Source organism: Flavihumibacter rivuli (assembly GCF_018595685.2).
Lineage (GTDB): Bacteria > Bacteroidota > Bacteroidia > Chitinophagales > Chitinophagaceae > Flavihumibacter > Flavihumibacter rivuli.
Genome location: NZ_CP092334.1, coordinates 1,347,112 through 1,372,955, shown reverse-complemented (window position 1 = coordinate 1,372,955; position 25,844 = coordinate 1,347,112). Strand labels below are relative to the sequence as shown.

Sequence of the window (25,844 nt, the reverse complement as noted above, 5' to 3'; positions counted from 1 at the left end):
TCTATTGGGTTGTTGGTTGTTCAAAGGTTAGGTTGACCTAACAATGATAGTGAATTAATTTGGCGCTCCTAAGGACTGGGTGCTTTTTTCTCCCCGCAGAAAAAGTGGGGGATTTGATAGATTTTATCTATCTATTTATCAAATAAATAAATAAATCTTTTGGCGAAATCATTAATAAATTTGCTTTCCATCTCTTAAAACGTTAAACAATTGCTATATGGATAAGCATCAACAAGCAGCTTCAGGTGACCTGAGCAAATGCCCATTTCATAATGGGTCAATGAAACAAGCCGCCGGCGGTGGTACAAGGAACCGCGATTGGTGGCCCAACCAGTTAAAATTGAACATCCTTCGCCAGCATTCAGAACTGTCCAATCCCATGGACAAGGATTTCAACTATGCCAGGGAATTCCAGTCCCTCGATTTGAACGAAGTGAAGAAAGACCTTGCGGAACTGATGACCAATTCACAGGATTGGTGGCCTGCCGATTATGGCCATTATGGTCCCTTTATCATTCGTATGGCCTGGCATAGTGCCGGTACTTACCGTATTCATGATGGTCGCGGTGGCGCCGGAACAGGAACCCAGCGCTTTGCGCCACTGAACAGCTGGCCTGATAACGCCAACCTCGACAAGGCCCGTCTCTTGTTGTGGCCTGTAAAGCAGAAATATGGTAAGAAATTGAGCTGGGCTGACCTGATGATCCTGGCCGGTAATGTAGCCCTCGAAACCATGGGCTTCAAGACCTTCGGTTTTGCCGGTGGCCGTGAAGATGTGTGGGAGCCGGAAGAAGATGTGTATTGGGGTTCTGAGAAAGAATGGCTGGGTGACAACCGCTATACAGGCGACCGCCAGCTGGAGAATCCCCTGGCTGCTGTTCAGATGGGTCTCATTTATGTTAACCCAGAAGGTCCTAATGGTAAGCCTGACCCCCTGGCTGCTGCCCGTGATATCCGCGAAACCTTTGGTCGCATGGCCATGGACGATTATGAAACGGTTGCGCTGATCGCAGGTGGACACACTTTCGGTAAGACCCACGGCGCTGCTGACCCAGGCAAGTATGTTGGTAAGGAGCCTGCTGCAGCGGGTATCGAAGAGTTGAGCATGGGCTGGAAGAATACCTATGGAAAGGGTAATGCCGGTGATACCATCACCAGCGGCCTGGAAGGTGCCTGGACCACCACGCCAACCCAATGGAGTAATAACTTCTTCGAAAACCTCTTTGGCTACGAGTGGGAACTGACCAAGAGTCCTGCCGGCGCCTACCAGTGGAAGCCCAAGGATGGAGCCGGAGCAGGTACTGTACCTGATGCACACGATGCTGCTAAGCGTCATGCGCCCACCATGCTGACCACTGACCTGGCCCTGCGCATTGATCCCATTTACGAGCCCATCTCCAGGCATTTCTATGAGAACCCTGAGGAGTTCGCTGATGCTTTTGCCCGTGCATGGTTCAAGCTGACCCACCGCGATATGGGTCCTCGCGCCCGTTACCTGGGACCTGAGGTTCCTGCAGAAGAACTGATCTGGCAGGATCCCATCCCGGCTGTGGATCATGAACTGATCAATGAGCAAGATATCGCTGCCCTGAAAGGACAGATCCTGGCTTCCGGACTTTCTGTATCAGAACTGGTGTCCACGGCATGGGCATCTGCTTCTACCTTCCGCGGCTCTGACAAGCGCGGTGGTGCCAATGGTGCCCGTATCCGCCTTGCTCCCCAGAAGGATTGGGAAGTGAACAACCCTGCCCAGTTGTCCAGGGTATTGGGTGTGTTGGAAGGTATCCAGTCTGCTTTCAACAAGGCACAAACCGGTAACAAGAAAGTATCCCTTGCCGACCTGATCGTTTTGGGTGGTGCTGCAGCCATTGAGCATGCAGCCAAGCTGGCCGGCCATACCGTAACCGTTCCATTCACACCTGGTCGCGCAGATGCTTCTGCAGAACAGACCGATGTAGAGTCTTTTGCCGTACTGGAACCAACAGCTGATGGTTTACGTAACTATAGCTCTGCACGTGCTATTGCCACCGCAGAAGAGATGCTGGTGGACAAGGCCCAGTTGCTGACCCTTACTGCTCCTGAAATGACGGCGCTGGTGGGTGGTATGCGTGTGCTGAATGCCAACTACGATAACAGTGCGCATGGTGTATTTACCAACAAGCCTGGTGTGTTGACCAACGATTTCTTTGTGAACCTCCTCGATATGGGTACTACCTGGAGCGCTACTTCCGACAGCCAGCAGCAGTTCGAAGGCCGCGACAGGAAGACAGGTGCAGTAAAATGGACCGCTACCCGTGCCGACCTGATCTTTGGTTCCAATACCGAACTCCGTGGGATCGCTGAAGTATATGGATGCGCTGATGGCAAGGAGAAATTCGTGAAGGATTTCGTTGCTGCCTGGGTTAAGGTGATGAACCTGGACCGTTTCGATCTCGCATAAAAAAGGTGATGGTTTTGATCATAGAAGTGGCCCCGATGAGGGGCCATTTTTTTTGGGGAAGGGAAAGTAAAGCAACCGACCGCAGGATCATTTAAAGAATGCGAAGGGAGTCATTTAATTCCACATCGTTCCATCCAGTCCCAGTACTACTCCCAGCCAGAGTACGATAAGGAACACTAGCAGACCAACTGTAATGGCCATGATCTTTATAACTCCTCCTTGCTGGCGGAAGGATTCCAGTGCTCCGTAAAAGAACCCGCCTAAAGCGCCGGCCAGTGGGGTGATGATCAGGGGACGGGCCATCCAATACCTCGGCCATTCGGGGTTGGGGTGATCCACTCCCAGCACGAAAAAAGAGATGACAGCCATTCCAATGGCCGCGCCAATGATGGCATACCTGAGCAGGGTGGCAGGATGCAGGGAGGTCAGGAGTTGCTGGAGCATTTTCATATTGATTATTTGAAATGAGTTGGTTTTAAAAGCACTTTGTATTTCAAAGTAAATATAAATTTTAAAGAATTGCAAGGATTGGAGCGGTTTTTTAGGGGATGGTTGGAATGGTGAGTGAGGGGTGGACGATTTTGGAGCTACCGTTATTCTAGGATGGTTTAAACAACAATAATGCAGAGTCCGCAAAGGGAAGCGATTATGATATCTACTTCTCCCTCGACCAGATCTCATAAATAGGCTTACCAGTTGAACTGGTCCCGCTATGGTGCCAGTCCTTGCCCATTACCTCGCCCTTGAAACTGAGGCTGGCGCCAACACGGGAAGCGTCACGGGAGAAGAATTCGATATACTCGGTATATGTGCCATTGGTAAAGGTGTAGGTTCCGCCACCCGTACCAAAGAATTCGTGGGTGGCTGTATTGATGGCCGCCCATTGGAATCGGGTACCTGACAGGATCTTGAGGGTCTTGCGCGGACCCGGCTGGATGCTCCGCAAACTATCGCCTTCTTTCCGCCCCGTGATACGCCAGTTGCCTGCCAGGCCGGTATTGCCGTCATCTACCCGCTGCCATTGGGTGCTGACTCCTGCATGCTTCCAGGTCATGCCCTTTTTGTCGATGTCCAGCTGAAAGTTCCGTTCTTTTCCGACCGTTTCCGGTGCGCGGGTGGAAAATTCCAGTCGCTGTACTAGAGCATCCCCCTTCACCTGGTAGGTACCGCCTTCACTGTACTTAAATGACTTCTGGTCCACCAGGTAAACCGCATGCATGAAATACCCATCCTGCAGGATGAGGCTGTGTTCACCTTCCTGGTCCTTATGGTAGAAAGCCCCTTCGGGTATTGGACTTTGCTGCGCCAATGCTAGCTGCCCAAACAGCAGGATGGAAAAAAGTTGAAGAAGTTGCTTAAACATAGACTGGCTATTTCGGTTATTTGTCAACGCTAGTTTATCGACCGTTTGCGATATTGGATTCCTTACTTACCTATTCTTCTTTAAACAGCCTGCCCGAAGGTCAGTAAGTTATGGTCCGGGTCCAGCAGCGCGAATTCCTTTTGTCCCCAGGGTTTGGTTTGCAACGGACCATTGGGATGAATGGGTACCTTGCGGTCCAGCAAGGATTGGTAAAGCGCTTCAATAGCATTGGTGCGGATATAGACCTGGCCATAATTTTCCAACGGGTCGAGGTCCCTGAAAGCAAAGAAATGCAGCTGGATCCCATCCTTTTCCAGGATCAGGTAATCGGGATATTCGCCCGCCACCGAAAAACCGAGCTGGTCCTGGTAATAGGATTTGGTAGCAGCTAAATCTCGCATAGGTAGTTTGGGATGTACCTGGGTAAGCATAAAGGATCGGGTTTTAAGATGAAGGCTGTTTAGTTCTATATACTGGTGAATGAAGCGGAATCAAAAGGTCGTATTTAGATAAGTCAGTTCCGGGTCATAAATTGTCTGACTCATACTTCAATCTTTAATTATTCCTGGCGCTTTTCCTGCTACCAGCTTATTCTTCCTTCTTTATTGACAAGGCACCTGAGGGACATTTTCCCACCGCTTCAATGATCGCCTGGCTACTGGCATGTTCCAACTGGATCCAGGGTTTTTCCTTTGGCCGGAAAACCGAACCGAGGTTACGGACACAATTGCCGGAATGCTGGCATAAATGGGGCTGCCAGATCACCGTGATCTCGCCATTGGAATAGGCTCTTTTATCAGATTCAGCGGACATACAATAAGGTTTTGTACTTGGAGATATCCTTAAAGTTACCACAATACCGGCAAAGGAGATTCACATAACCTTCCAACCACAATTGAATCATTTACCACAGGGGGCGCTTGTTTAATTAGTTGCAACAAGCAAAACAGCCTGTTCAAAGGTGGTGATAATTTTTACCTGCAGCATTATTTTGCTTAATCTACTAATCAAGACAAATAGGTCTACCAGAATTTCCAAAAAGGCTTCTTACCCTTGCCTTCGCCTGTCATGATGCGGATGACCCTTTCTGAACGCCAATTTTCATGGTCTGGCACCTTTTGCCAATTAATATTTACAATCTCGATCCTCTGGTCAGCAGTGCCTGCCCAGTTGACTTCAAAAGCATGCTTCCTCAGTGTATCAACTACGAGGTCGGCTATAGAAATATCATCCTTCTCCCTTTCGCTTGTACTGCCAAAACCCAGGTATAAATTCCTGATATTAGGGTCAATGGCCCGGGCCAGGTCTTGTGAGTGGTAATAGCAATACCCTAATGCATGGATCCCCATTTCCTTCAAGTTATCAATGGTTGCCATACAATCTTCCACGCCATCCTGTCTGGTATGACCGGCATGGTGAAGGCAAACGATCCTGGCTGCTATCAATTCATCAAATGCTTTAGCCAGGCGGTCGAAGTCGGTTGGTCTTTTCCAGCCAAGGCTCTCTTCCTGGTGTTGTTGGTATTGTTCTGCAATGACTTTCCTTAGCCAGTCTTCATCAAAATCTTCTACATCATAGAACATATCGCGTATGCTGTCAAAAAGTTCGGCTTCCTGTTCAAAACCAAACCGGATATCCAGGGCGAGCTGTTCGAGGGCTTCGGTTTTAATGGAGGGAGACATGAATCGATTATTTTTATTGATTAGTAAGTATCCTTAGTTTTTGAATCACCTGCATTGTTCTGTTTCCTTTAATTGTAAGGTAGTATTGGCATTTGGGCTGATCAGGAAATTTATTTGGATTGTCATTTGATCAACTTCTCCAGGAAAAGATTGATCACTTCAACCGCGATCAGGATGATGATGATCCATTCCAGCGTAGTGCTGTTGCGGTTTTGGAGGAGGTCCTTGAAGAGTTCGAGGTTTTCTTTCACAATGGCCAACCCTTCCTCAATGGTTCGGAACCTGGCTTGGATATCGAAGGTGCGTTTGAGGCCAAGGTCGAGCTTGTTGAGGTTCTCGTCCTCCCAGGTTTCTTCAGGTGAGTCGAAGATATAGAGGTTCTCGGCGATCCGGTTCTTTAGGTTGAGGGTCTTGCCAATATAGCGTTTCAGGTTGGTGCCGCCCAATTCCAGTTTTCCCTTTACTTCCAGGGTCTGGGTATGGGTATTGGCCTCTGCGATCAATTGGTCGGTCAGTTGCTCAAAATGGTCGAGGGCAACCGACTGCGATACGTGCATCATAATGAGCCGCAGCATTTCCGGGTCGGCACTGGGGATCCCCACCTTATTGAATTCAAAATAGATCCTGTCCGCATTGGTATCAATATCGATCTCTTCACTCAGTCGCTTGTCGAGCGGATAACGGCAATAGGGGGCAATGAATTGCAGGAAGGTTGACATCTCCACTTCTGTCTGGTTCAGGAAGGAGACCACTCCGTATTTGATGACAAAGATGAACTTATCCTCTGCGATCCGGTACAATACCTCATCCGAATCGGAATGGTAGATCTCACCGGTAAAAGCAGTCTTGAGGTTTTTGATGTCTATGCTGTCTGCAACCTGGAAGGCCAATACTTTGTACATACACTGTATTTCGTTTCCCCCGGCGGGTGACCGGTAAAGGATCGGTTATACCTGTAAGATAGCAAAGATTCCCTTTCAGTGGTTGACTTATAGCCACTTCCCAACATAGTCGTTGATGGTATCGCGGAACTCACGGACATCTTTCTGGAAGTAACCCAAGCGTTCGTGCAGTTCTTTTGTTGGCTGGAGGTCCAATTCCACCAGCATGCCACGGATGCGAAGTTCATCCGCCAGGTGCCTGCCTTCTTCCATGAAATCGTTTTCGAGTGCAAGGCCCCTTTCATGGAGATCATTGATATTGAGGAGCAGGGTATTGCCCTGGGTATTGACCGGCCGATCCGTGTATCGGGCCAGCACTTCTCGGATGCGCTGTTCCCATACCATCAACTCGTTACGGTAGAATCCTAGCTTGCTGATACCATCCTTCACTTCGCTATGGATGGCATCGGCCTGGTGGTATGTGCGTTCCGTTGACATGGACTTATTTTTTAGTGAAATAAACCTATTGCAGGCAGATTGGGTTTGATAGCAATCATCGGCCGTCTTGACCTTGGTCAAAGTTATTGCCGCTATGAAGGACTAAATTGAATCCTAAATCCTGGCGTATGGAAAAGATCAGGGATATTGTGACGCTCTATGATCTATTGATCATGGAATTAAAGAGCCTGCATGAGGGAGAAGCCCATTGGGCAAAGGAATTGGAACGCATGTCGAACCATGCCACGGAACTGGAGTTGGCAGCCTTGTTCATCCGCGACAGCCAGTCGGCGCAGCGCCATGCAGGGAAATTGAGGATGCTATTGGAATCCCTGGGCAGCTCGGCAGCTGGACATAGGAATGCGGTGATCGGGGGTATTGTGCATGAACTGAATGAGTTAATGGCGAAATCTTCTGACCACGAGGTGCTGAATGCGGGAATGATCCTGATACAGCAGTGTGTGAATCATTATAATATTGCCAAGTACGGTACCCTGTCGGCTTATTGCAGGTTGCTGCAAAGGGAGGATTTTGCCGGGGAACTGCACCTGATGTTATTGGAAGAAAAGGAGCAGGATGAGCTATTGTCACGCCTGGCGGAGGAAAAGATCAATAAACAGGCAAAGTCTTCATTGATACTATAGGTGGGTTTTGCCACGAAGGCTCGAAGGCACGAATTTGCACAAAGGGCACAAGGTCTTCGTGTGTACTTAGTGTCTTAGTGTCTTCGTGGCCATCCCTAAGAAAGGCCTATTTTTTCTTCAACCAGGCGAGCACCTCATGGTCTTCTACCTGGGGAAAATCGTCATAGAATTGCCCGACGCCATAGAAAGTATCTGGTACCGATAGGCATACCAGATCATCCACCTCCGGTTGCAGTTTGGCTACCGCGCTATCGGAAGCCACGGGCACCGCCACCACCAGCCTGGCTGGCTGTGATTTCTTCAACATCCGTACTGTGGCCATCATGGTACTGCCAGTTGCCAACCCATCATCTACAATGATCACCACCTTTCCTTTCAAGTCGGGTAGGGGTTGATCATTCCTGAAGACCTTGTTCATTTCCTTCAGCCTCACCCTGGCCTTCTCGGTCGTTTCGCGTATATAGTTGTCCGTTACATCGGGATGGGGAACCATATAGGCATCTTCCAATCCCGCTGCGCCAATAGCATATTCTGGGTTGCCGGGATAGCCGATCTTCTTGGTAAGGACAATATCCAGTGGCATGTTCAGGGCCTTTGCCAATACATAGCCCATGGGAATGGCTCCGCGTGGAACGGCCAATACGATCCCTTCCTTGCCTTTATAGGCCTGGAGCCTGGGGACCAGTTGTTCGGCTGCGTCGATCCTGTTGCGGAACATCATGGGTTGGGCTTTAAAAGAGGTATTTGGTAAACCAATCGCCGGCCAACCGGCAGACTTCTTCCATCTTACCTGCTTCCTCGAAAAGATGGGTGGCACCTTCCACAATGGATAACTGTTTTATGCCCGGTAATTCGGCATAGGCAGTTTCATTCAACCGGAGCACATCATGGTCGCGGCTGCCCACAATGAGCAGGGTAGGTGCATTCACCAGGTGCAATTCGTCCATAGCGAGGTCGGGCCGGCCACCCCGACTTACTACGGCAGTGGTGGCGGGCAAATGTGCAGCAGCCTTTAGGGCTGAAGCCGCACCGGTGCTGGCACCGAAAAAGGCGTAGGGGAGGGCCTTGGTATTGGGTTGCTGGATGAGCCATTCTGTACCAAGCACCAGCCTTTCCGTCAGCAGGGGAATATTGAAGCGCATGGAATAGTCAATGTCTTCCATATCGGTCAGCAGGTCGAATAGCAGGGTGCCAAAATGCAGGCCATTGAGGAATCGGGCGACCATCTGGTTACGGGGGGAGAAGCGGCTGCTGCCACTGCCATGGGAAAAGATCACCATCCCTTTCGGGTTGGGGGGCAGGATGAGTAGTCCATCCAAATGGGTTCGGCCAACGGGTATCCTCACCGAGGCCTGGTCGATATTGGCCATGTTCATGCTTTGTTCAAATCTAGCGCCTTGGCGGGGTGGTCCGGCTGACCATCATCACGGCGGGGCTTGACCTTACTCATGGGATATGGGGGCCATTTCGGTTAACTTTAAATACCCTGTTTCAAAAGGCAGCGGAATTGGTCTAACAGTTAAGTATAAGCGATGTTACCTAAGAAACAATATCCCGGTCAGCCAGCAGAGATACCGGTGCCGGAAGAAGAGCCGGAACTGCAACCTTTCGAGGAGCCTGAGAGCCCGGCATTACCGGAGGAAGAGCCATTGGTTTTCCCCGAGGAAGAACCAGGCACGGATGAACCGGAGGAGATACCCCCACCGGGGAAGGAGTGAGGTTGGGGGCCACGAAGGCACAAAGGCAGTAAGGCAACACAAAGACCTTATGACCTTCGTGTGTACTTAGTGTCTTCGAGTCTTCGTGGCGAAAAAAACTTATCCTAAAATTGACCTGCCATGAGCCACCAAGCTTACCACGAAGAGTTATCCTCCGCACTACACTATGTGCCACTTACGGTGACAAGTGAAGCTTTCACCGAGGAAGGGGAGATTCCCCACCGCTATACCTGCGATGGTGCAGGTGTAAGTCCGCCATTGCATATCGGCGGCCTGCCCGAAGGTACCCAATCCCTCGCCATCATCGTGGATGATCCCGATGCCCCTGTTGGTACCTGGGTGCATTGGCTGGCCTGGAATATGCCCGCCACGCAACTTCTTAAGGAAGATGTGCATCCACCAGTGCAGGGCCGTAACGATTTCGGCGATAACCGCTATGGCGGACCCTGTCCACCAAGAGGCCCAGCCCACCATTACCATTTCAAGGTCTATGCGCTGGGTACCCAACTTGGCCTTGGGGAAGGAGCCCGGAAGATCGAGCTGGAAAGGGCCATGGGCAGCCATATCATTGGCTTTGGGGAGTTGGTGGGATTATACCAAAGGAAATAAATCCGCAATTGAACGACCATGAGCAATACTCCCCCAACCTCCCCAAATGGAAAAGACAGGTCGAAGAAAGGGCTGCCTGGCCCGGCCAGGTGGTATTGGTTCTATATCCTGCTCCTGGCATTGATCCTCCTGCCATACCTCTTTGGCAAGGGTTTAGGGGCTAAACAATTAAACTGGCAGGAATTCGAACAGTCCATCCTCCCCAAACATGCCGTAGAAAGGATCGTGGTGGTCAATGGCCAAACAGCACAGGTATACATTAAACCTTCATTCGTCAATGACCCTTATTTCCGCGAGGTGCTGAAGCCGAGGTTTGGCTCGGGTATCAGGCCCGGACCGCATTACGAGCTGGCCATTGGTACCATCGATTTGTTTGAACGGAAGATGGCCGATGCGCAACGCAATACCGCTGACAAAGAAAAAATCCCTATCACATACGAGACTACCCGTAATTGGGGCATTGCGATCTTCGAGTGGATATTACCGTTAGTCATCATGCTGGTGCTCTGGCGTTTCCTCCTGGGAAGGATGGGTACCGGTGATATCGGTGGGGGTTCTTCCATTTTCAATTTCGGGAAATCAACGGCCACCCTTCATGAGAAGGAGGACAAGAGTACCGTGACCTTTGATGATGTGGCAGGATTGGAGGAGGCTAAGACAGAAGTGAAAGAAGTAGTGGACTTTCTCAAGGACCCTGCACGTTATACCAGGCTTGGTGCCAAGATCCCCAAAGGTGTGATCATTGTTGGTCCACCGGGAACGGGTAAGACCCTACTCGTTAAAGCAGTTGCCGGCGAAGCACAGGTGCCTTTTTTTTCTATTAGTGGTTCCGAGTTTGTGGAAATGTTCGTAGGGGTGGGTGCTTCCAGGGTACGCGACCTTTTCCGCCGTGCCAAGGAGAAAGCGCCTTGTATTGTGTTCATTGATGAGATCGATGCGGTGGGCCGCTCAAGGGGAAGAAATGCTTTTTATACTGGTGCCAATGATGAGCGGGAGAGTACCCTGAACCAGTTGCTGACAGAGATGGATGGTTTCTCCACCAATAGCGGCGTCATTGTGCTGGCGGCCACCAACCGTGCTGATATGCTGGATCCAGCCCTGCTGCGTCCTGGTCGGTTCGACCGCCATATCTACCTGGAATTACCCAGCCAATTAGAGCGCAAGGCCATCTTCAAAGTCCATATGCGGCCGCTGGTGATGGCCGGGGATGTAGATGTGGACTTCCTGGCAGCACAAACACCGGGGTTCTCGGGGGCCGATATTGCCAATATCTGCAATGAGGCGGCATTGATTGCGGCTAGGAGGAAGAAGGATAAGATCGAAAGGGTTGATTTCATGGATGCCATCGATCGCATCATTGCGGGTTTGGAGCGGAAGAGCAAGATCCTCTCACCAACGGAGAAGACGATCATTGCCTATCATGAAGCAGGGCATGCGGTGACCAGTTGGTACCTACCGCATGTTGATCCGCTGTCGAAAGTATCCATTATACCGCGAGGCAAGGCCCTGGGGGCGGCCTGGTACCTGCCGGAAGAAAGGCAGCTGAGGACCGAACTGGAATTGACGGAAAAGCTTTCTGCAACACTGGGTGGCAGGGCTGCAGAACAGTTGGTGTTTGGGGAGGTTACTTCTGGCGCCCTCGATGACCTGGAGAAAGTGACCAAGGAAGCCTATAAGATGGTGGCCTACCTGGGCTTCAATGAAAAGATAGGGCAGGTAAGTTTTTATGATTCCACGGGTACGTATGAATCTTCCCTGCAAAAGGCCTACAGCGAAGCAACGGGAAGGTTGATCGATGAGGAAGTGCGCAAACTGGTGGACAAGGCTTACCAGGCAGCCCTGGAATTGTTAACGGAGCATCGCCCGCAATTGGAGGCATTGGCGCAATTTCTCTTGAAAAAGGAAGTGGTGTACCAGGAAGACCTGGTGGGGCTTTTGGGTAAACGACCTGTGGCAGAAGCGCAGGTAATAGAAGGGCCACAAAGTCACTAAGGCTCCAAGAAACACAAAGACCTTTGTGCCTCTTCGTGTCTTCGAGCCTTCGTGGCATAAAAACCAACCTAACGGTGATGCGTAGCCAAAAACTGCTGGCAGCTGTATTTGAGTTCAATAAAATGCTGCTCAACCGTTTTCATCCTGTCACGCAGGGTGTTCTGCTGTTGGGTCACCTGGGAAGCATATTTTACATCCTGCTCCATTTTTTCTTTCTCTTCGAGCCTTGCTTCCTGCGCAGCCAGTTCCATGCCAATGCCACCAAACTCGGACCGCAGGCCCGAAAACTGGTTCAGGAAATACTCCGCATTCTCAGCGAGGTGGGGAATGGTATTGCTGTGGATCAGGTCTGAGAGACTGGCTTCAAAACCTTCTATCTCACCGGAGTAGAATTCGATGGTGTTGTGCCAGTCCTCCAGTTCCTCATGGTAGTGGTTAATGATTGAATTGGGCATGGGTTGTTCGTTCGTTAAAGAGTATTAAAAAATTTGGGCCACGAAGACACTATGGCTCGAAGGCGCACAAAGGTCTTAGGAACTTCGTGTTACTTGGTGTCTTCGCGCCTTAGTGGCAAAAAAGAACTACAATTTCACCAACTCATCCTTCCCCAACCGTTTCTCAGGTGGCACATATTGCAGTCCCAGAAGCTGGTAAATTTCCTCCTCTGTTTCACCGGCCAGTCTTTTATTGGTGGCTGAATCGAAGACACCGTATTCGTTGATCTTCCAGCCCTTGTTCTTCGCGATCGTGCGCAATTGGATATTGTGTTCCTTGCTTCCGGTGAAATAAAGCAGGGCTGCCCCGTATTCATAATCATGCACGATCCGGATATCCACTTGAACCCCGCCATCCTTCAATACCACGCTGGCCCGGGTTTCCCCGCTGGCCAACACCCGTTCTACCTGTGGCAGGGAGGTGAATTGTTTCACGATCCGTTTCCATTCCCTTCGATCTGCCGTAAGGATGATATCAATATCCCCAACCGTTTCTTTCTTCCTTCTCAAACTTCCTGCCAGGTAGGCGAGATGTACCCCACTGATACGCCGCAATTCCTCCAGCATTACCTGGCCTATCCGTTCCGCTGTTGCCAGGGGCATCCGTGCTTTTTCCTGGCTGACCTTCAAAACCTTCTTCAGGTTATCGATCTTCTTTTGGGCAAAGCCCTTAAGGCCTTCCAGTTTCCCTTCAGCCACGGCCCTGGAGAGTGCCTCCCGGTTCTCCACTTTCAATGTGTCGTGCAGCGTCCTTACTGTTGCGGGACCAATGCCTTCTACATCCATTAGTTCCAGCAGGTCCAGTGGGACCTTCTTCCTTAGTTTGTCAAAGGTCTTGATGCTGCCAGTGTGCAGGTATTCGTTGATCTTTTCCGCAATGCTTTCCCCCACACCCTTCAGCTCATCGAGTTGCTTGATATCATCCATCATTGTGTCGATGGGTTCTGACATATTGCTGATGGTACGGGAGGCTGTTTCATAAGCGATGGCACGGAAGCGCTCACCTGGTCCAAGGTAACGGTAACAGTCTGCCATTTTCCGGAAGATCGCTGCTAACTCCTTGTTGTGGTTGGGGGATTTTATGGTTGTTGAATTGGCCATAAATTGCTTCCTATAAGTTACGACAATATTGTAGTTTACAGGTATGAAAAAGATCGTTTTACTGTTCATTGTTGCCTTGCTTCCTGCATTCATCCTCAGGGCGCAGGATATGGGCCTGTTTGAAAAGAAGCAATTCGTGAGTTCAAAAGGCGATACCCTTCGGTACAGGATCCTGCTGCCTAAGCAATACGATCCATCCAGGAAATACCCGCTGGTAGTATTCCTGCATGGCGCAGGGGAGCGGGGCAGTGACAATGAAAAGCAGTTGACCCATGGTGCCAAACTTTTCCTTGACGAGAAGAACCGCGAGCAATTCCCCTGCATCGTGGTATTCCCGCAATGTCCCGCTAATGACTATTGGGCCTCTGTAAGCATAGACCGAAGCAAGCAACCGCTGCTGATGGATTTTAACTATACCCGCCCGATGCGGGCCCCATTGGTGTCCGTGATAGAGCTGACCAATAGTTTGCTGAATGAAAAACTAGTGGACAAAAAGCATGTATACATCACCGGTCTATCAATGGGGGGTATGGGCACCTTCGAAGCTGTTTACCATAATCCCCGCCTTTTTGCCGCAGCGCTTCCGATCTGCGGTGGGGGAGATGCCAATAGTTACAATAAGAATACTGCACGTATTCCTTTCTGGATCTTCCATGGCGATGCCGATCCTGTTGTGGGTGTTGCCGAATCAAGGAAAATGGTCGATCGGTTAAAGAGCCTGAAAGCATCGCCTCGTTACAGTGAGTATCCGGGAGTTGGCCATAATAGTTGGGATAATGCCTTTGCAGAACCTGATTACCTTGGTTGGATGTTCAGTAAGAAGCGCAGGAAATAAAACCTATTGGGTTAATCCTCGCACCTCTCTAAAACCTGCATGTATAGCGGGTTTGGTTAGCTTAACAATGATTGCACATTTTCTATTTTCATGAAATTTTAATCTGCATTAACATGGGCAGGAAGGGTTTCTTAATAGCTTGCGGAGGAATTTAATAGGGCCTGAACAATCGTTCAATAATCCCGTTAATAAGTCCGATGCAAGCATTTAAACCCAAATTGCTCTCTTTTTGTATCAGCCTTCTTTGGCTGTTACTGGCTTCTTTTGATGCCAGGGCGGATTTTTTTGGGGAAAGTCCAGAGCCATGCAGGATCACTGCCAAAGCGCCGCAGCTGCAACATAGTCTTGAAACAGTGGAGTTTGGTCCTGCAGAGGTTTTGCGTGCCTGCTGCAGCAGGTTCAACCTGGTGCCGGATGGTTTAAGGGCAGCCTGTTACCGGGTGATTTTGCAAGTGCCTGTGGCTGAACGGAACGAGGATATGCCCGATCTATCTTCCCTCCAGGTTAGCTTTTTTCCTTATATTCGATATGACTTTCTCAAGAGCCCTGATTTCGTGGGCTACCTATTCCGATTGACGCCATTTTAATGTGAATCCCATTGCTTGTTAAGTGTTGGATCCTAATCATTAAAATGTAAAATATGTCACGACTGAACTGGCTACTGGTTCTTGCTACCCCATTGTTTATTGCCGGCTGTACAGCCAATTCCGCAGAGAAAAATAAGAAAGATATTCCTGAAGTGCCGGTAATGGCGCTCACCCAGGTTGATACCCTCTTGAATTCCGCTTATGTAGCGGATATCCAGGCCGTGCGAAACGTGGAGATCCGTTCAAAGGGTCACGGCTTCCTGGAAAGTATCCTGGTTGATGAAGGCCAATTTGTAAGGAAAGGACAGGTTTTGTTCAAGATGAATAAAGCGGAGTTCGCCAATGCGTTGGCAAAGGCGGATGCCAATTACCTGAATGCCCTGGCTGAAGTAAAATCGGCTGAGCTGGAAATGCAGCGGGTGAAGCTGTTGGCAGAAAAGAATGTGGTGGCCGGATCTGAACTTGATTTGGCGAAGGCTAAGCTGGATGCGTCACGCGCCAAGGCAAAAGAAGCCCAGGCAGAGAAAGAAAGGGCGGCCCTTAATTTGTCCTATGCTGAGATCCGTGCACCTTTCGATGGCTATATCAACCGGATCCCATTGAAGGCTGGTTCATTGCTGGAAGAAGGTTCATTGCTCACCACCTTATCGGATAACGCAGAAGTATATGCGTATTTCAATGTATCCGAGAATGAATACTTACAATTCTCCCGAAAAAAGCAGGAGGGGTCGGACGATCCCATTGCCTTGGAACTGGCCGATGGCTCCCATTATAAATACCACGGAAAGATCGAGACCATGGAGGGGGAGTTTGATGAAAGTACGGGTTCCATTGCCTTCCGTGCACGCTTCCCGAATCCTGACAGGCTCCTGAAGCATGGCGCCACCGGTAAAGTAAAACTCACCAATGCGGTGAACGATGTGGTAATGGTTCCGCAGAAATCGGTTTTCGAGATCCAGGATAAATCATTTGTGTTTACCGTGGACCAATCCAATCGCATCCACCAACGCAGCTTTATCCCCGGCAGCCGCCTGGCACAATCCTACCTGGTAGTATCAGGTTTGCAGCCCGGTGAGAAGATCGTTTATGAAGGCGCGCAGAACCTGCGTGATGGTATGGAAGTGAAGCCGCGCTACACTGTCGTTAAGCAATAATTAATTCTGGAAGCCCATAACCGGCAGCCACCTGGCAGGTGGCTGCTCAATATAGTCATATACATATGGTAGAAACTTTTATCCGGCGACCGGTGTTGTCGCTGGTGATCTCACTGATCATTACCCTGCTGGGTTTGTTGGCCCTCTTTACCCTCCCGGTAACCCAATTCCCTGATATCGTACCCCCTTCAGTGGTAGTAACTGCAAAGTACACCGGTGCTAACGCTGAAGTATGTGCGAAAGCCGTGGCCACACCGCTGGAACGCGCCATAAATGGTGTGCCCGGCATGACCTATATGTCCTCCGTATCCAGTAACAACGGGAATACCCTGATCCAGGTATTCTTCAAAGTAGGTACCGATCCTGATGTGGCCGCCGTAAACGTCCAGAACCGTGTGACCACGGTATTGGATGAATTGCCGGAAGAGGTGATCAAGGCGGGTGTGACCACGGAGAAGGAAGTGAATAGTATGCTGCTATACCTGAACGTGATGAGTAAGGATACCGCTGCAGATGAAGCTTTTATTTACAATTTTGCCGATATCAATATCCTACAGGAATTGAAGCGTATTGATGGTGTGGGCTTTGCCGAGATCATGGGCCAACGTGAGTATTCCATGCGTGTATGGCTGAAACCCGACCGCATGGTAGCCTATACTGTTTCGGCTGAAGAAGTGGTGCAGGCCCTGCGTAACCAGAATATTGAAGCGGCCCCTGGTAAACTGGGCGAAAGCTCTGGAAGGGAAGCCCAGTCCATGCAATATGTGCTCCGCTATACCGGTAAGTATTTCGAGCCCAAACAATATGAAAACGTTGTGATCCGTGCCAAGGAAGATGGATCCCTGTTAAGGTTGAAAGATATTGCCGATGTGGAGTTTGGTTCCATGACTTATAGTATGGCATCCAAGACTGATGGGCGGCCTGCGGCATCCATTATGTTGAAGCAGCGACCAGGCTCCAATGCGAGGGAGGTGATCAATGCAGTGAAGGAAAGGATGGCGGAATTGAAAGAAACCTCCTTTCCTCCGGGAATGGAATTCAATATCGCTTACGATGTATCACGATTCCTGGATGCTTCCATCAAGGAAGTTCTGAAGACCCTGGTGGAAGCTTTCATCCTCGTGTTCATCGTGGTGTTCATCTTCCTGCAGGATTTTCGTTCTACCCTGATCCCAGCATTGGCCGTACCAGTGGCGCTGATCGGTACACTAGCCTTCATGCAGGCGCTGGGCTTCTCCATCAACCTGCTCACCTTGTTCGCACTGGTATTGGCCATCGGTATCGTGGTGGACAATGCCATTGTAGTGGTGGAAGCCGTTCACGTGAAGATGCACGAAGAACATCTTTCCGCCATGGATGCGACTGTTGCAGCCATGAAGGAGATCAGTGGTGCTATCGTGGCGATCACGCTGGTAATGTCGGCTGTATTTGTGCCTGTTGCTTTCCTCTCGGGACCTGTGGGGGTGTTCTACCGCCAATTCTCCCTGACACTGGCCATTTCTATCGTGATCTCCGGCATCAATGCGTTAACGCTTACCCCGGCGCTCTGTGCCCTGATGCTGAAGCATACCAACCCCAATGGCAAGGGCTGGTTGAAGGCTTTTTTCCGCAAGTTCAATAATGGCTATGATGGCATTGCGGGGAAATACAATGGCCTTATCAACCGCATTGCCGGCAGGCGTATGGTGACCTTTGGCCTGCTGATACTTTTCTGCGTTGCTACGTTTGGTGTCAGCAAGATCCTTCCCAGTGGATTCATCCCGACGGAGGACCAGGGTATGGTGTACATCAACGTGACCACGCCACAGGGTGCAACAGTGGAGCGTACCGAGAAGGTGCTGGATATGGTGCAGGCAGAGGCTTCGAAGCTAAAGTCAGTTGAATCGGTTGCCACCCTTGCAGGTTATAGCCTGGTGAATGAAGTGGCCGGTGCTTCTTATGGTATGGGTATGATCAACCTCAAGCCATGGCATGAACGGGAAGAGTCGGTAAATGATATCATGGCTATTTTACAGGAGAAGACCAAACACATACAGGACGCGCGTATTGAATTCTTCCCACCGCCAACGGTACCGGGCTTCGGTAACGCGAGTGGATTTGAAGTTCGACTGATCGATAAGACCGGTTCAGGTAACCTGCAGCAAACAGACCAGGTGACCAGGCAATTCATTGCCAGCCTGGAAGCTTCCCCTGTAGTCAGCGCGGCCTTCACCAGTTTCGATCCCAGTTTCCCTCAATACCTGGTGCATGTTGATCATGATATGGCAGCGAAGAAAGGGGTGACTGTGGACAATGCAATGAGTACCCTGCAAACCCTGTTGGGTAGCTTTTATGCCACCAACTTCATCCGCTTCGGTCAGATGTATAAGGTTATGGTGCAGGCTTACCCTCAATACCGTAAAGGCCCTGAGGATATCCTTCAATTGTATGTGAAGAATGACAGGGGGGAGATGGTGCCCTATTCCACTTTCATCAGGCTGGAAAGGGTGTATGGGCCAGAACAGTTGACCCGCTACAACATGTACACTTCGGCTATGATCAATGGTGATGCGTCGCAGGGCTATAGTTCCGGTGATGCCATTGCTGCCATAGAGGAAGCCGCTACCCAATTGCCGCGTGGTTTCAGCATTGAATGGAGTGGTATGACCCGTGAACAGGTGCTGTCCGGTAACCAGGCCGTTTACATCTTCATCATCTGTCTCATTTTCGTTTACCTGTTGCTGGCGGCGCAGTATGAAAGTTTTCTATTGCCCCTGCCTGTTATATTGTCCTTGCCAGCCGGGATATTCGGTGCATTCGCTGCATTGAAATTGTTCGGCCTCGAGAACAATATCTATGCGCAGGTGGCACTGGTAATGCTCATCGGTTTGTTGGGCAAGAACGCCATCCTGATCGTGGAGTTCGCCATCCAGCGAAGCAAGGAAGGATTAAGCGTTTTGGATGCAGCCCGTGAAGGAGCTGCCTCGCGTTTGCGTCCCATCCTGATGACCTCCTTTGCCTTTATCGCGGGCCTGATCCCGCTCTGTATGGCCAGTGGTGCCGGTGCCATGGGTAACCGTTCCATTGGGACGGCTGCGGCCGGTGGGATGCTGATCGGTACGGTCTTCGGGGTTTTGGTGATCCCCGGTCTTTACTTCCTCTTCGCATCCATGGGAAAGAAGGAAAAGCCTGTCATTCTGAACAATCAAGTAAATAACGAAAATGTATAAACGAAATAATTGGTCGCTGGTATTGATCGCTGTCTCTGCCTTTTGGGTGGTCACGGGCTGCCGGGTGGCAGCGCCGGTCAGGGAGCCGGAGGTTAAACAGTTGCCGGGTTCGGCAGGCAATGCAGCAGATTCCCTGGGTACTGGTGACCAGCCATGGAAACAGTTCTATTCCGACAAATTCCTGGCTTCACTGGTGGATACGGCCATGGTGAACAACCCCGATATGCAGGTGGCCATGCAGAAGATCGCTATTCTCAATCAGCAGGTGTTGCAGCGTCGTGCGGCCTTCTGGCCCACGGTGAATGCGGTGGTTTCTACAGGCGTGGATAACTACGGCGACTACACCATGAACGGTGTCGGCAACTTCGACTCCAATCTTTCACCTAATGTGACCGGTGACAAAAAGATCCCGGACCCGGTTACACCGGATTATTTCATTGGCCTGCGCAGCCAATGGGAAGTGGATCTCTGGGGTAAGCTGAAGAGCCAGAAGAAAGCGGCCATTGCCCGTTATGAAGCGTCCCGCCAGGAACAGCGACTCCTGTCTACCCAAATGGTGGCACAAGTTGCAGGACTCTATTACGAGTTACTGAGCCTGGACAATGAATTGGATATCCTCAAGAAGAATATCAACCTGCAACAGCAGGCGCTGGATGTAGTGAAGATACAGAAGCAGGGAGGGAGAGCAACCGAATTGGCCGTGCAGCAGTTTGAAGCGCAGTTGTTGCGTACCCAGGCCATGGAGTTTGGGGTGAAGCAACAGATCGTGGGAGTGGAGAACGAACTTAATTTCCTGTTGGGGCGATATCCGCAACCCATCCGCAGGGGTACTCCCATCCTGCAACAACCCCTGGCGCCAAACTTACGGCAAGGGGTGCCCGGTAATGCGTTGCTGAACCGTCCGGATATCCAGGCCGCAGAATGGCAACTGCAGGCTGCCAGGGCCGATGTGGCTGCGGTGAGGGCGGCTTTCCTGCCGGCTTTAACTATTAATCCCTACGCCGGATTGAACAGTTTCCGGACTTCGGTACTCTTCACGCCGGAATCTATTGCCTGGGGCGTTCTGGGCGGATTGAGTGCGCCAGTCCTGAACAGGAAGCAGTTGAAAGCAGACCTAAAGATTGCCGGTTCACAGCAGCTTACGGCTTTCTACCAATACCAGCGTAGCCTCCTGAATGCTTACCAGGAAGTTGCTACACAGTTGTCTAACCTCCGGAACCTGAATGAGCAATATGGATATAAGGAGCGCGAGTTCGCCATCCTTTCAGCTGCGGTAAGTACAGCCAGGGATCTCTACATAGGAGGATATGCGAATTACCTGGAAGTGATCACTGCACAGAAAGGCGTACTGGATGCAGAACTTGAACTGGTGAATAACCGGAGGAAATTGTTCGCTGCACAGGTTGACCTCTACAGGGCCCTGGGTGGGGGATGGAAGTAAACAGGAGAAAAACATTACTAATAAACACCTTCCAGTAAAACCGGTTAGTAGTTTTTTTCGGTTGTATGTTGATGTTAGATGCCAGTTGTAAAAAAAGAGCGCGTTTGCGCTCTTTTTTCTTCCTGGTAAGTTGGGTTCTATTTCATTGATTTGGCCACACGTTCCAGCAATTCCTTTGTCCTGCGGATACCGTCATCTTCTGAAAGTTTGCTTCCTTCGTATTCGATGCCGATATAGCCCTTGAAGCCCGATTCCTTCACGATCTTAAGCATCTTATAATAGTCTGTTTCGATGCAATTGCCTTTCTCGTCGAAGTCGTAACTCTTGGCACTAACGCCCTTGGCGAAAGGCATCAGTTCCTGGGTGCCTACATAACGGTCGTAGGATTCGAGGCAGTTCATCCAGTTAGCGCTATCGCGCTTAATGCAGAAATTGCCGAAGTCGGGCAGGGTTCCTACGTTTTTCAGGTTTACGGATTTCATTACACCTGATAACCACTGGCCATTGGAAGAGTATCCACCATGGTTCTCCACGATCACGTTGATGCCGGCCTTGGCACCATATTCTCCAAGTCTGTGGAGTCCATCGGCTGCTCGTTTGGCCACTTCTTCAGCGGTGCCTTTTCCTGCTGCATTCACCCTGATGGTCTTGCAACCCAGGAAGGCAGCGGCATCCACCCACTTGTAATGGTTCTCTACTGCCTTGGTGCGTGCAGCTTCATCCGCATCGCCCAGTTCCCCTTCACCATCGCACATGATCAGGTGGTTGGTTACCCCATTGTCTTTGCATCGCTTGAGCAGTTCATTCAGGTAGGCTTCGTCCTTTGCCTTGTCCTTGAAGAATTGGTTCACGTATTCCACTACGCTGATGCCAAAATCCTTCCTGGCTTTGGCGGGGAAGTCGAGGTTATCGAGTTCCTTCTTGAAAAGCGCTTTGTGGAGCGACCATTGGGCAAGGGAGATCTCGAAGAAAGGTTTGGCGGGTGCCGGTGCGGCAAAAAGAGGGTTGTCCAGTAAGGAGAGGCCTGCAACACCTGCAGCCAGGGTACCGGCCTGCCTGATGAATTGGCGGCGATTCGTTGACATGTTAAGTTGATTTATGAAGGCAAAATATACGAAGAAATCGGCTTGACCTGGCAGGTGGCAACCGTTCAATTTTGGTTGGTCAGTGGTGAGTGGTTGCAGAGGCGGTATGAGCGGTTTCCGGTCTAGGATGGTGTTAAATACTGATCAGGATCGGATAAAAAATTGCAGGCCTGCATATCTTGGTAACATGAAAAAGGTGCGTCACCATGAGCAGTTCAGCCTGGTTGGCGAATAGTCACCTCTCCACACCCCACCCGCCGAAGCTTTAACATAGGAGGAACTCCACATTTCCACACTTTGCCCTTTTAGCGAAGCGGAGGGGGGCCAGATCTAAACGAACCTAACCGGTTGGCATAGCTATCACATCTCCACATTTTCACATTTCCACATCTCCACATCTCCCTCCCTCCTCCTTACCTTCGCACCAATGAAACATCTTTCCGCCCTTTATAAATATTTCTGGAAATACCGCGTACGCTTCTTCCTGGGCATACTTTTCATAGTGTTGTCCAACTATTTCCGCATCCTGGCGCCCCAGATCACCGGATTCGTGATCGATGCGGTGGAGAAGCAGTTGCCTGGTTACCAGCCCAGGAAACAGGTGCATGCCTACGACCCGCTGGTGCAGTTCATGGTCGATTTTACCCACGATATGAGCTTTGGCAGGATAGTGCTACTCTGCGGTGTGGTATTGCTGGCAGTAGCCCTTATTTCCGGCTTCTTTATGTTCCTGATGCGCCAGACCATCATTGTAATGAGCAGGTATATTGAATATGAACAGAAGAATGAGATCTATAAGCATTACCAGTTGCTCGACCTGAGCTTTTACAAGAAGAACAGTACCGGTGACCTGATGAATCGCATAGCCGAAGACGTGAGCAGGGTAAGGATGTATACCGGTCCGGCCATCATGTACTTCATCAACCTGGCCTTTACCATCAGCTTCAGTGTATGGTACATGCTCCGGGCCAATCCCAGGCTGACCTTGCTGGTATTGGCTCCCCTGCCGTTATTGGCTATTACCATCTATTATGTGAACACCATCATCAACAGGAAAAGTGAGCGCATCCAGGCCTTGCTGAGTGACCTGACGACCACTGCACAGGAATCCTATTCAGGCATCAGGGTCATCAAGTCATTCGTGCAGGAGAAGGCCCAGCAACTTTTCTTTGAACAAAACAGTGAGGCCTATCGTCAGAATGCCATTGGCCTTGCCAAAGTGGAAGCCATCTATTTTCCATCGATGTCATTGATGATCGGTATCAGTACCCTGATGACCATCCTGGTGGGAGGTATCTATGCCATGCAGCCGGGATCGGGTGTGACCACAGGAACCCTGGCAGAATTCATCATGTACATTAATATCCTCACTTTCCCGGTGAGTGCCATCGGCTGGACGGCCAGCATGATCCAGCGTGCAGCTGCATCGCAGAAAAGGATCAATGAATTCCTGCAGACCGACACCCTGATCCACCAACCTGAAAACCCTGTTGAGCCTGCTTTTGAAGGCAATATCAGTTTCGACCAGGTAAGCTTTACCTATGCCCATACCGGCATCAGGGCGATGGATAAATTCACCCTCAACATCAATAAGGGCCAGAAAGTGGCGATCATTGGGCGGACGGGAAGTGGGAAGACAACCCTGGCCCAATTGCTGCTGCGCATGTATGACCCCAATGAAGGAAGTATCAGGATCGATGGGGTTGACCTGCGGTCCATCGACCTGCAGGCATTGCGCAACCAGGTGGCTTATGTGCCGCAGGATGTATTCCTGTTCAGTGATACCATCCGCAACAATATCGCATTTGGCCTGGGGGCAGCGTCGGATGAGCAGGTGGAAAAGGCGGCAAGGGCAGCCAGCGTCCATAAAGAGATAGAAGGATTCAGCCAGCAGTATGAGACCATGGTAGGGGAGCGGGGAGTTACATTGAGTGGCGGTCAAAAGCAAAGGATAAGCATTGCCCGCGCACTGGTAAAGGATCCTAAGGTAGTGGTGTTTGACGATTGCCTCAGTGCGGTGGATGCCAAGACAGAAAAACAGATTATCGGTAATCTATATGCGTTTTTGCATGATAAAACAGCAATTATCATCACACACCGGATATTCTCGCTCTTCGAATTTGATACCATTGTTGTGATGGAAGATGGTCGCATTGCGGAGATGGGAACGCATGAGGAATTAATCAATAACAATGGCTATTATGCCTACCTGTACGAGCACCAGCAAGATGACCAGGATGAAGACGCAGCTTGAATATAGGAGGAAACACTTATCGTAGGATAAAAGTTTTATAAAATTTTGCTAATTCATTTACATCCTTATATTTGCTCCTACTTAATTCAGAACCTAAAGAAATTTTTAACTGTACTAAAAAATCTACAACTGTGGCGTACGAGAACAACGACAAAAAGATGGAAAGCGTTTACAGTAAGCGTATCAGGGCTGGTAAGAGAAGGACTTACTTCTTTGATGTAAGGGCTACCCGTAGCAATGATTACTACCTGACCATTACTGAGAGTCGTAAGAAGTTTGATGATAATGGATATGACAGGCATAAGATCTTCCTGTACAAGGAGGACTTCAACAAGTTCCTGAAGGCGCTGACAGAAGCAGTAGATTACGTTAAGACAGACCTGATGCCAGATTTTGATTTCGATGCCTATAACCACGACAATCTCGCTGAGGATGGCGAAATTATCGAAAGCGTGGAAGAGACTGTTATCGTTGTGAACAACAACGCCAGCAGTGCCCAGCCAGCCGCCGGTAATGATGAAGAAGTTGACAAGTGGTGATTTTAACCAACCAATTGCTTATTCCAACGGCCCCGGTTTCCCGGGGCTGTTTTTTTAGGGATACTGCAGCATGATAAGCACAAATCTTTCCTCGCCAGCTTTTGAAATTGTTACTATGGGAGCTAATGACTGATTGATTACCTCGAAAAAATGGAATTACAGAAATTTCAGGTTTCCCAATCATTATCCATATTCCTTCTTCTTTTTGCTGTTGAGGTGCTAATTGGTTTTGGTCAAGGGTTATTGTTATTCCGCTTTCCATAACAGTTTAGTGCAAACGATGCTTTCTGGCCTGTCATCATTCTCCAATTAAATACCCGGGCTTCTTCCATCCCAACTCCCATCATGCATTAAGGTTAGGTTTCATGTATGTCGCAAAGCATCGAAACTGTTCAGGTTTTTGCATTAATCAGCAATAAAAACTTTGCGGAAAAACGCAAGCGAAGGCTTCGATTGTTATTTTTGTGTCAAATCATAAACACTAGCTCCGTATGAAATGGTCTGATTTCTTCACCTCTTCGGTTGGAAAGAAGTTCGTAATGGGTCTTACCGGATTATTCCTGATTTCATTCCTCATTGTACACGTAGGCATCAACGCCTGCATATTCGCCGATCTCCCCATCTTCAATGCCGATGATAATGGCACCATGTTCAACAAGGCTGCTCATTTCATGGGTTCAACCGTGGTGATCCGCATTATGGAAATTGGCCTTTTCGCCGGACTGCTCCTGCATATCGTTCAGGGTTTCATGCTGGAAGCAAAGAACCGTAGTGCCCGTGCAGTAGGTTATGAAGTGAACCTGGGGAACCGTGGCAGCAAGTGGTACAGTCGTGCCATGGGCTTGTTGGGTACCCTGATCCTGTTATTCCTGGTCTTGCACCTGGCCCATTTCTGGACTAAAGCCCGTTTCACCCATACCCTGGCCCCGGTAGCCTATAATGGCGTGGAAATGCACGATATGTTTGGTGAAATGAAGATCGTTTTCTCCCAGCTTTGGGTGGTGATCGTATATGTGTTGGGTTGTATCTCCCTTGGATACCACCTGGCCCATGGTTTCCAGAGTGCCTTCCGTACGGTGGGTGTACACAACAAAAAATACAATGTGCTGTTGGAATCACTGGGATTGGGCTTTTCCATCCTGGTTCCGCTGCTCTTTGCGCTGATGCCAATTGCCATGTACCTTGGCTGGGTAGCCTAAATGAAGGGCCTGCCTTCTGGTCATGTTGAAGGTATCCCAATAGCGTAAAGGCATTCAGACAACAAAATGGTTGTGTAAAACAAATACCGTGTAATTTCAACACTTTAACGAATCTAACT

The 25,844-nt window shown here is 49.8% G+C and carries 25 protein-coding genes; 13 read left to right on the top strand and 12 right to left on the bottom strand.

Annotation, left to right across the window (positions count from 1 at the left end; genetic code table 11):
- The first annotated feature begins 217 nt into the window (after positions 1 to 217).
- Positions 218 to 2,440, top strand: coding sequence for a catalase/peroxidase HPI (gene katG, locus KJS94_RS06080; protein ID WP_214446420.1), 2,223 nt, complete (start codon positions 218 to 220; stop codon positions 2,438 to 2,440).
- A 114-nt stretch (positions 2,441 to 2,554) separates the two neighbouring features.
- Here the strand turns inward: katG and KJS94_RS06075 are convergent, their stop codons facing one another.
- The 7 genes from KJS94_RS06075 to KJS94_RS06045 form a co-directional block, all read right to left on the bottom strand.
- Positions 2,555 to 2,890: a hypothetical protein gene (locus KJS94_RS06075; RefSeq protein WP_214446419.1), complete on the bottom strand. Its 336-nt coding sequence runs from the start codon at positions 2,888 to 2,890 to the stop codon at positions 2,555 to 2,557.
- A gap of 205 nt (positions 2,891 to 3,095) precedes the next feature.
- On the bottom strand, positions 3,096 to 3,803 hold the full coding sequence (locus KJS94_RS06070; protein ID WP_214446418.1) for a hypothetical protein: 708 nt from the start codon (positions 3,801 to 3,803) through the stop codon (positions 3,096 to 3,098).
- Between the two features lie 80 nt (positions 3,804 to 3,883).
- On the bottom strand, positions 3,884 to 4,234 hold the full coding sequence (locus KJS94_RS06065) for a bleomycin resistance protein (protein ID WP_214446417.1): 351 nt from the start codon (positions 4,232 to 4,234) through the stop codon (positions 3,884 to 3,886).
- A 157-nt stretch (positions 4,235 to 4,391) separates the two neighbouring features.
- Positions 4,392 to 4,616 carry a (4Fe-4S)-binding protein gene (locus tag KJS94_RS06060; protein ID WP_214446416.1) on the bottom strand — a complete coding sequence of 75 codons (225 nt, stop codon included), beginning with the start codon at positions 4,614 to 4,616 and terminating at the stop codon, positions 4,392 to 4,394.
- A gap of 209 nt (positions 4,617 to 4,825) precedes the next feature.
- Positions 4,826 to 5,485, bottom strand: coding sequence for a DUF6891 domain-containing protein (locus KJS94_RS06055; protein WP_214446415.1), 660 nt, complete (start codon positions 5,483 to 5,485; stop codon positions 4,826 to 4,828).
- A 122-nt stretch (positions 5,486 to 5,607) separates the two neighbouring features.
- Positions 5,608 to 6,387 (bottom strand): RMD1 family protein, encoded by a 780-nt coding sequence (locus tag KJS94_RS06050; RefSeq protein ID WP_214446414.1) that lies wholly within the window; start codon positions 6,385 to 6,387, stop codon positions 5,608 to 5,610.
- 87 nt (positions 6,388 to 6,474) lie between these two features.
- Positions 6,475 to 6,864, bottom strand: a complete 390-nt coding sequence (locus KJS94_RS06045; RefSeq protein WP_214446413.1) for a hypothetical protein — start codon at positions 6,862 to 6,864, stop codon at positions 6,475 to 6,477.
- 128 nt (positions 6,865 to 6,992) lie between these two features.
- On the opposite strand from KJS94_RS06045, the gene KJS94_RS06040 reads away from it, so the two are divergent.
- On the top strand, positions 6,993 to 7,508 hold the full coding sequence (locus tag KJS94_RS06040; RefSeq protein ID WP_214446412.1) for a YciE/YciF ferroxidase family protein: 516 nt from the start codon (positions 6,993 to 6,995) through the stop codon (positions 7,506 to 7,508).
- Between the two features lie 106 nt (positions 7,509 to 7,614).
- Here KJS94_RS06040 and KJS94_RS06035 read toward each other — a convergent pair whose 3' ends face one another.
- Together KJS94_RS06035 and KJS94_RS06030 are read right to left on the bottom strand one after the other, a co-directional pair.
- Positions 7,615 to 8,229, bottom strand: coding sequence for a phosphoribosyltransferase (locus tag KJS94_RS06035; protein WP_239804309.1), 615 nt, complete (start codon positions 8,227 to 8,229; stop codon positions 7,615 to 7,617).
- A gap of 10 nt (positions 8,230 to 8,239) precedes the next feature.
- On the bottom strand, positions 8,240 to 8,878 hold the full coding sequence (locus KJS94_RS06030) for a dienelactone hydrolase family protein (RefSeq protein WP_214446411.1): 639 nt from the start codon (positions 8,876 to 8,878) through the stop codon (positions 8,240 to 8,242).
- A gap of 162 nt (positions 8,879 to 9,040) precedes the next feature.
- Here KJS94_RS06030 and KJS94_RS06025 point away from each other — a divergent pair, with 162 nt between their 5' ends.
- The 3 genes from KJS94_RS06025 (at position 9,041) to ftsH (ending at position 11,827) form a co-directional block, all read left to right on the top strand.
- Positions 9,041 to 9,226, top strand: coding sequence for a hypothetical protein (locus KJS94_RS06025; RefSeq protein WP_214446410.1), 186 nt, complete (start codon positions 9,041 to 9,043; stop codon positions 9,224 to 9,226).
- Between the two features lie 120 nt (positions 9,227 to 9,346).
- Positions 9,347 to 9,835, top strand: a complete 489-nt coding sequence (locus KJS94_RS06020; protein ID WP_214446409.1) for a YbhB/YbcL family Raf kinase inhibitor-like protein — start codon at positions 9,347 to 9,349, stop codon at positions 9,833 to 9,835.
- A gap of 18 nt (positions 9,836 to 9,853) precedes the next feature.
- Positions 9,854 to 11,827: an ATP-dependent zinc metalloprotease FtsH gene (gene ftsH / locus KJS94_RS06015; protein WP_214446408.1), complete on the top strand. Its 1,974-nt coding sequence runs from the start codon at positions 9,854 to 9,856 to the stop codon at positions 11,825 to 11,827.
- Between the two features lie 68 nt (positions 11,828 to 11,895).
- Here ftsH and KJS94_RS06010 read toward each other — a convergent pair whose 3' ends face one another.
- On the bottom strand, positions 11,896 to 12,282 hold the full coding sequence (locus KJS94_RS06010) for a hypothetical protein (protein ID WP_214446407.1): 387 nt from the start codon (positions 12,280 to 12,282) through the stop codon (positions 11,896 to 11,898).
- Positions 12,283 to 12,408: 126 nt separating this feature from the next.
- Entirely contained in the window at positions 12,409 to 13,422 is a 1,014-nt protein-coding gene (locus tag KJS94_RS06005) for a type-X family DNA polymerase (protein WP_214446406.1), read from the bottom strand.
- A gap of 43 nt (positions 13,423 to 13,465) precedes the next feature.
- Here KJS94_RS06005 and KJS94_RS06000 point away from each other — a divergent pair, with 43 nt between their 5' ends.
- The 5 genes from KJS94_RS06000 (at position 13,466) to KJS94_RS05980 (ending at position 20,648) form a co-directional block, all read left to right on the top strand.
- The gene (locus tag KJS94_RS06000) at positions 13,466 to 14,257 is read left to right on the top strand and encodes a carboxylesterase family protein (protein ID WP_214446405.1); all 792 of its coding nucleotides are present in this window, start codon (positions 13,466 to 13,468) and stop codon (positions 14,255 to 14,257) included.
- Between the two features lie 197 nt (positions 14,258 to 14,454).
- Positions 14,455 to 14,844, top strand: coding sequence for a hypothetical protein (locus tag KJS94_RS05995; protein ID WP_214446404.1), 390 nt, complete (start codon positions 14,455 to 14,457; stop codon positions 14,842 to 14,844).
- A 53-nt stretch (positions 14,845 to 14,897) separates the two neighbouring features.
- The gene (locus tag KJS94_RS05990; RefSeq protein ID WP_214446403.1) at positions 14,898 to 15,998 is read left to right on the top strand and encodes an efflux RND transporter periplasmic adaptor subunit; all 1,101 of its coding nucleotides are present in this window, start codon (positions 14,898 to 14,900) and stop codon (positions 15,996 to 15,998) included.
- A gap of 65 nt (positions 15,999 to 16,063) precedes the next feature.
- Positions 16,064 to 19,207, top strand: a complete 3,144-nt coding sequence (locus KJS94_RS05985; RefSeq protein WP_214446402.1) for an efflux RND transporter permease subunit — start codon at positions 16,064 to 16,066, stop codon at positions 19,205 to 19,207.
- On the top strand, positions 19,200 to 20,648 hold the full coding sequence (locus KJS94_RS05980; protein WP_214446401.1) for a TolC family protein: 1,449 nt from the start codon (positions 19,200 to 19,202) through the stop codon (positions 20,646 to 20,648). The genes KJS94_RS05985 and KJS94_RS05980 overlap by 8 nt, the downstream gene beginning before the upstream one ends.
- 137 nt (positions 20,649 to 20,785) lie before the next feature.
- Here KJS94_RS05980 and KJS94_RS05975 read toward each other — a convergent pair whose 3' ends face one another.
- The gene (locus tag KJS94_RS05975; RefSeq protein WP_214446400.1) at positions 20,786 to 21,733 is read right to left on the bottom strand and encodes a sugar phosphate isomerase/epimerase family protein; all 948 of its coding nucleotides are present in this window, start codon (positions 21,731 to 21,733) and stop codon (positions 20,786 to 20,788) included.
- A gap of 427 nt (positions 21,734 to 22,160) precedes the next feature.
- On the opposite strand from KJS94_RS05975, the gene KJS94_RS05970 reads away from it, so the two are divergent.
- The 3 genes from KJS94_RS05970 (at position 22,161) to KJS94_RS05960 (ending at position 25,725) form a co-directional block, all read left to right on the top strand.
- Complete coding sequence (locus KJS94_RS05970; RefSeq protein ID WP_214446399.1) at positions 22,161 to 23,987, top strand: ABC transporter ATP-binding protein; 1,827 nt, start codon at positions 22,161 to 22,163, stop codon at positions 23,985 to 23,987.
- A gap of 131 nt (positions 23,988 to 24,118) precedes the next feature.
- Entirely contained in the window at positions 24,119 to 24,526 is a 408-nt protein-coding gene (locus KJS94_RS05965; RefSeq protein ID WP_214446398.1) for a DUF3276 family protein, read from the top strand.
- 491 nt (positions 24,527 to 25,017) lie between these two features.
- Complete coding sequence (locus KJS94_RS05960; RefSeq protein ID WP_214446397.1) at positions 25,018 to 25,725, top strand: succinate dehydrogenase cytochrome b subunit; 708 nt, start codon at positions 25,018 to 25,020, stop codon at positions 25,723 to 25,725.
- Positions 25,726 to 25,844: the final 119 nt, after the last annotated feature.

Coding starts and splice junctions, on each gene's coding strand:
- KJS94_RS05970 (WP_214446399.1), top strand. CDS start 22,161: ATGAAACATCTTTCCGCCCTTTATAAATATTTCTGGAAATACCGCGTA.
- KJS94_RS06050 (WP_214446414.1), bottom strand. CDS start 6,387: ATGTACAAAGTATTGGCCTTCCAGGTTGCAGACAGCATAGACATCAAA.
- KJS94_RS05975 (WP_214446400.1), bottom strand. CDS start 21,733: ATGTCAACGAATCGCCGCCAATTCATCAGGCAGGCCGGTACCCTGGCT.
- KJS94_RS06075 (WP_214446419.1), bottom strand. CDS start 2,890: ATGAAAATGCTCCAGCAACTCCTGACCTCCCTGCATCCTGCCACCCTG.
- KJS94_RS06035 (WP_239804309.1), bottom strand. CDS start 8,229: ATGATGTTCCGCAACAGGATCGACGCAGCCGAACAACTGGTCCCCAGG.
- KJS94_RS06020 (WP_214446409.1), top strand. CDS start 9,347: ATGAGCCACCAAGCTTACCACGAAGAGTTATCCTCCGCACTACACTAT.
- KJS94_RS06060 (WP_214446416.1), bottom strand. CDS start 4,616: ATGTCCGCTGAATCTGATAAAAGAGCCTATTCCAATGGCGAGATCACG.
- KJS94_RS06010 (WP_214446407.1), bottom strand. CDS start 12,282: ATGCCCAATTCAATCATTAACCACTACCATGAGGAACTGGAGGACTGG.
- katG (WP_214446420.1), top strand. CDS start 218: ATGGATAAGCATCAACAAGCAGCTTCAGGTGACCTGAGCAAATGCCCA.
- KJS94_RS05980 (WP_214446401.1), top strand. CDS start 19,200: ATGTATAAACGAAATAATTGGTCGCTGGTATTGATCGCTGTCTCTGCC.
- KJS94_RS06070 (WP_214446418.1), bottom strand. CDS start 3,803: ATGTTTAAGCAACTTCTTCAACTTTTTTCCATCCTGCTGTTTGGGCAG.
- KJS94_RS06065 (WP_214446417.1), bottom strand. CDS start 4,234: ATGCTTACCCAGGTACATCCCAAACTACCTATGCGAGATTTAGCTGCT.
- KJS94_RS05985 (WP_214446402.1), top strand. CDS start 16,064: ATGGTAGAAACTTTTATCCGGCGACCGGTGTTGTCGCTGGTGATCTCA.
- KJS94_RS06005 (WP_214446406.1), bottom strand. CDS start 13,422: ATGGCCAATTCAACAACCATAAAATCCCCCAACCACAACAAGGAGTTA.
- KJS94_RS06000 (WP_214446405.1), top strand. CDS start 13,466: ATGAAAAAGATCGTTTTACTGTTCATTGTTGCCTTGCTTCCTGCATTC.
- KJS94_RS06045 (WP_214446413.1), bottom strand. CDS start 6,864: ATGTCAACGGAACGCACATACCACCAGGCCGATGCCATCCATAGCGAA.
- ftsH (WP_214446408.1), top strand. CDS start 9,854: ATGAGCAATACTCCCCCAACCTCCCCAAATGGAAAAGACAGGTCGAAG.
- KJS94_RS06030 (WP_214446411.1), bottom strand. CDS start 8,878: ATGGCCAATATCGACCAGGCCTCGGTGAGGATACCCGTTGGCCGAACC.
- KJS94_RS05995 (WP_214446404.1), top strand. CDS start 14,455: ATGCAAGCATTTAAACCCAAATTGCTCTCTTTTTGTATCAGCCTTCTT.
- KJS94_RS06040 (WP_214446412.1), top strand. CDS start 6,993: ATGGAAAAGATCAGGGATATTGTGACGCTCTATGATCTATTGATCATG.
- KJS94_RS05960 (WP_214446397.1), top strand. CDS start 25,018: ATGAAATGGTCTGATTTCTTCACCTCTTCGGTTGGAAAGAAGTTCGTA.
- KJS94_RS06025 (WP_214446410.1), top strand. CDS start 9,041: ATGTTACCTAAGAAACAATATCCCGGTCAGCCAGCAGAGATACCGGTG.
- KJS94_RS05990 (WP_214446403.1), top strand. CDS start 14,898: ATGTCACGACTGAACTGGCTACTGGTTCTTGCTACCCCATTGTTTATT.
- KJS94_RS06055 (WP_214446415.1), bottom strand. CDS start 5,485: ATGTCTCCCTCCATTAAAACCGAAGCCCTCGAACAGCTCGCCCTGGAT.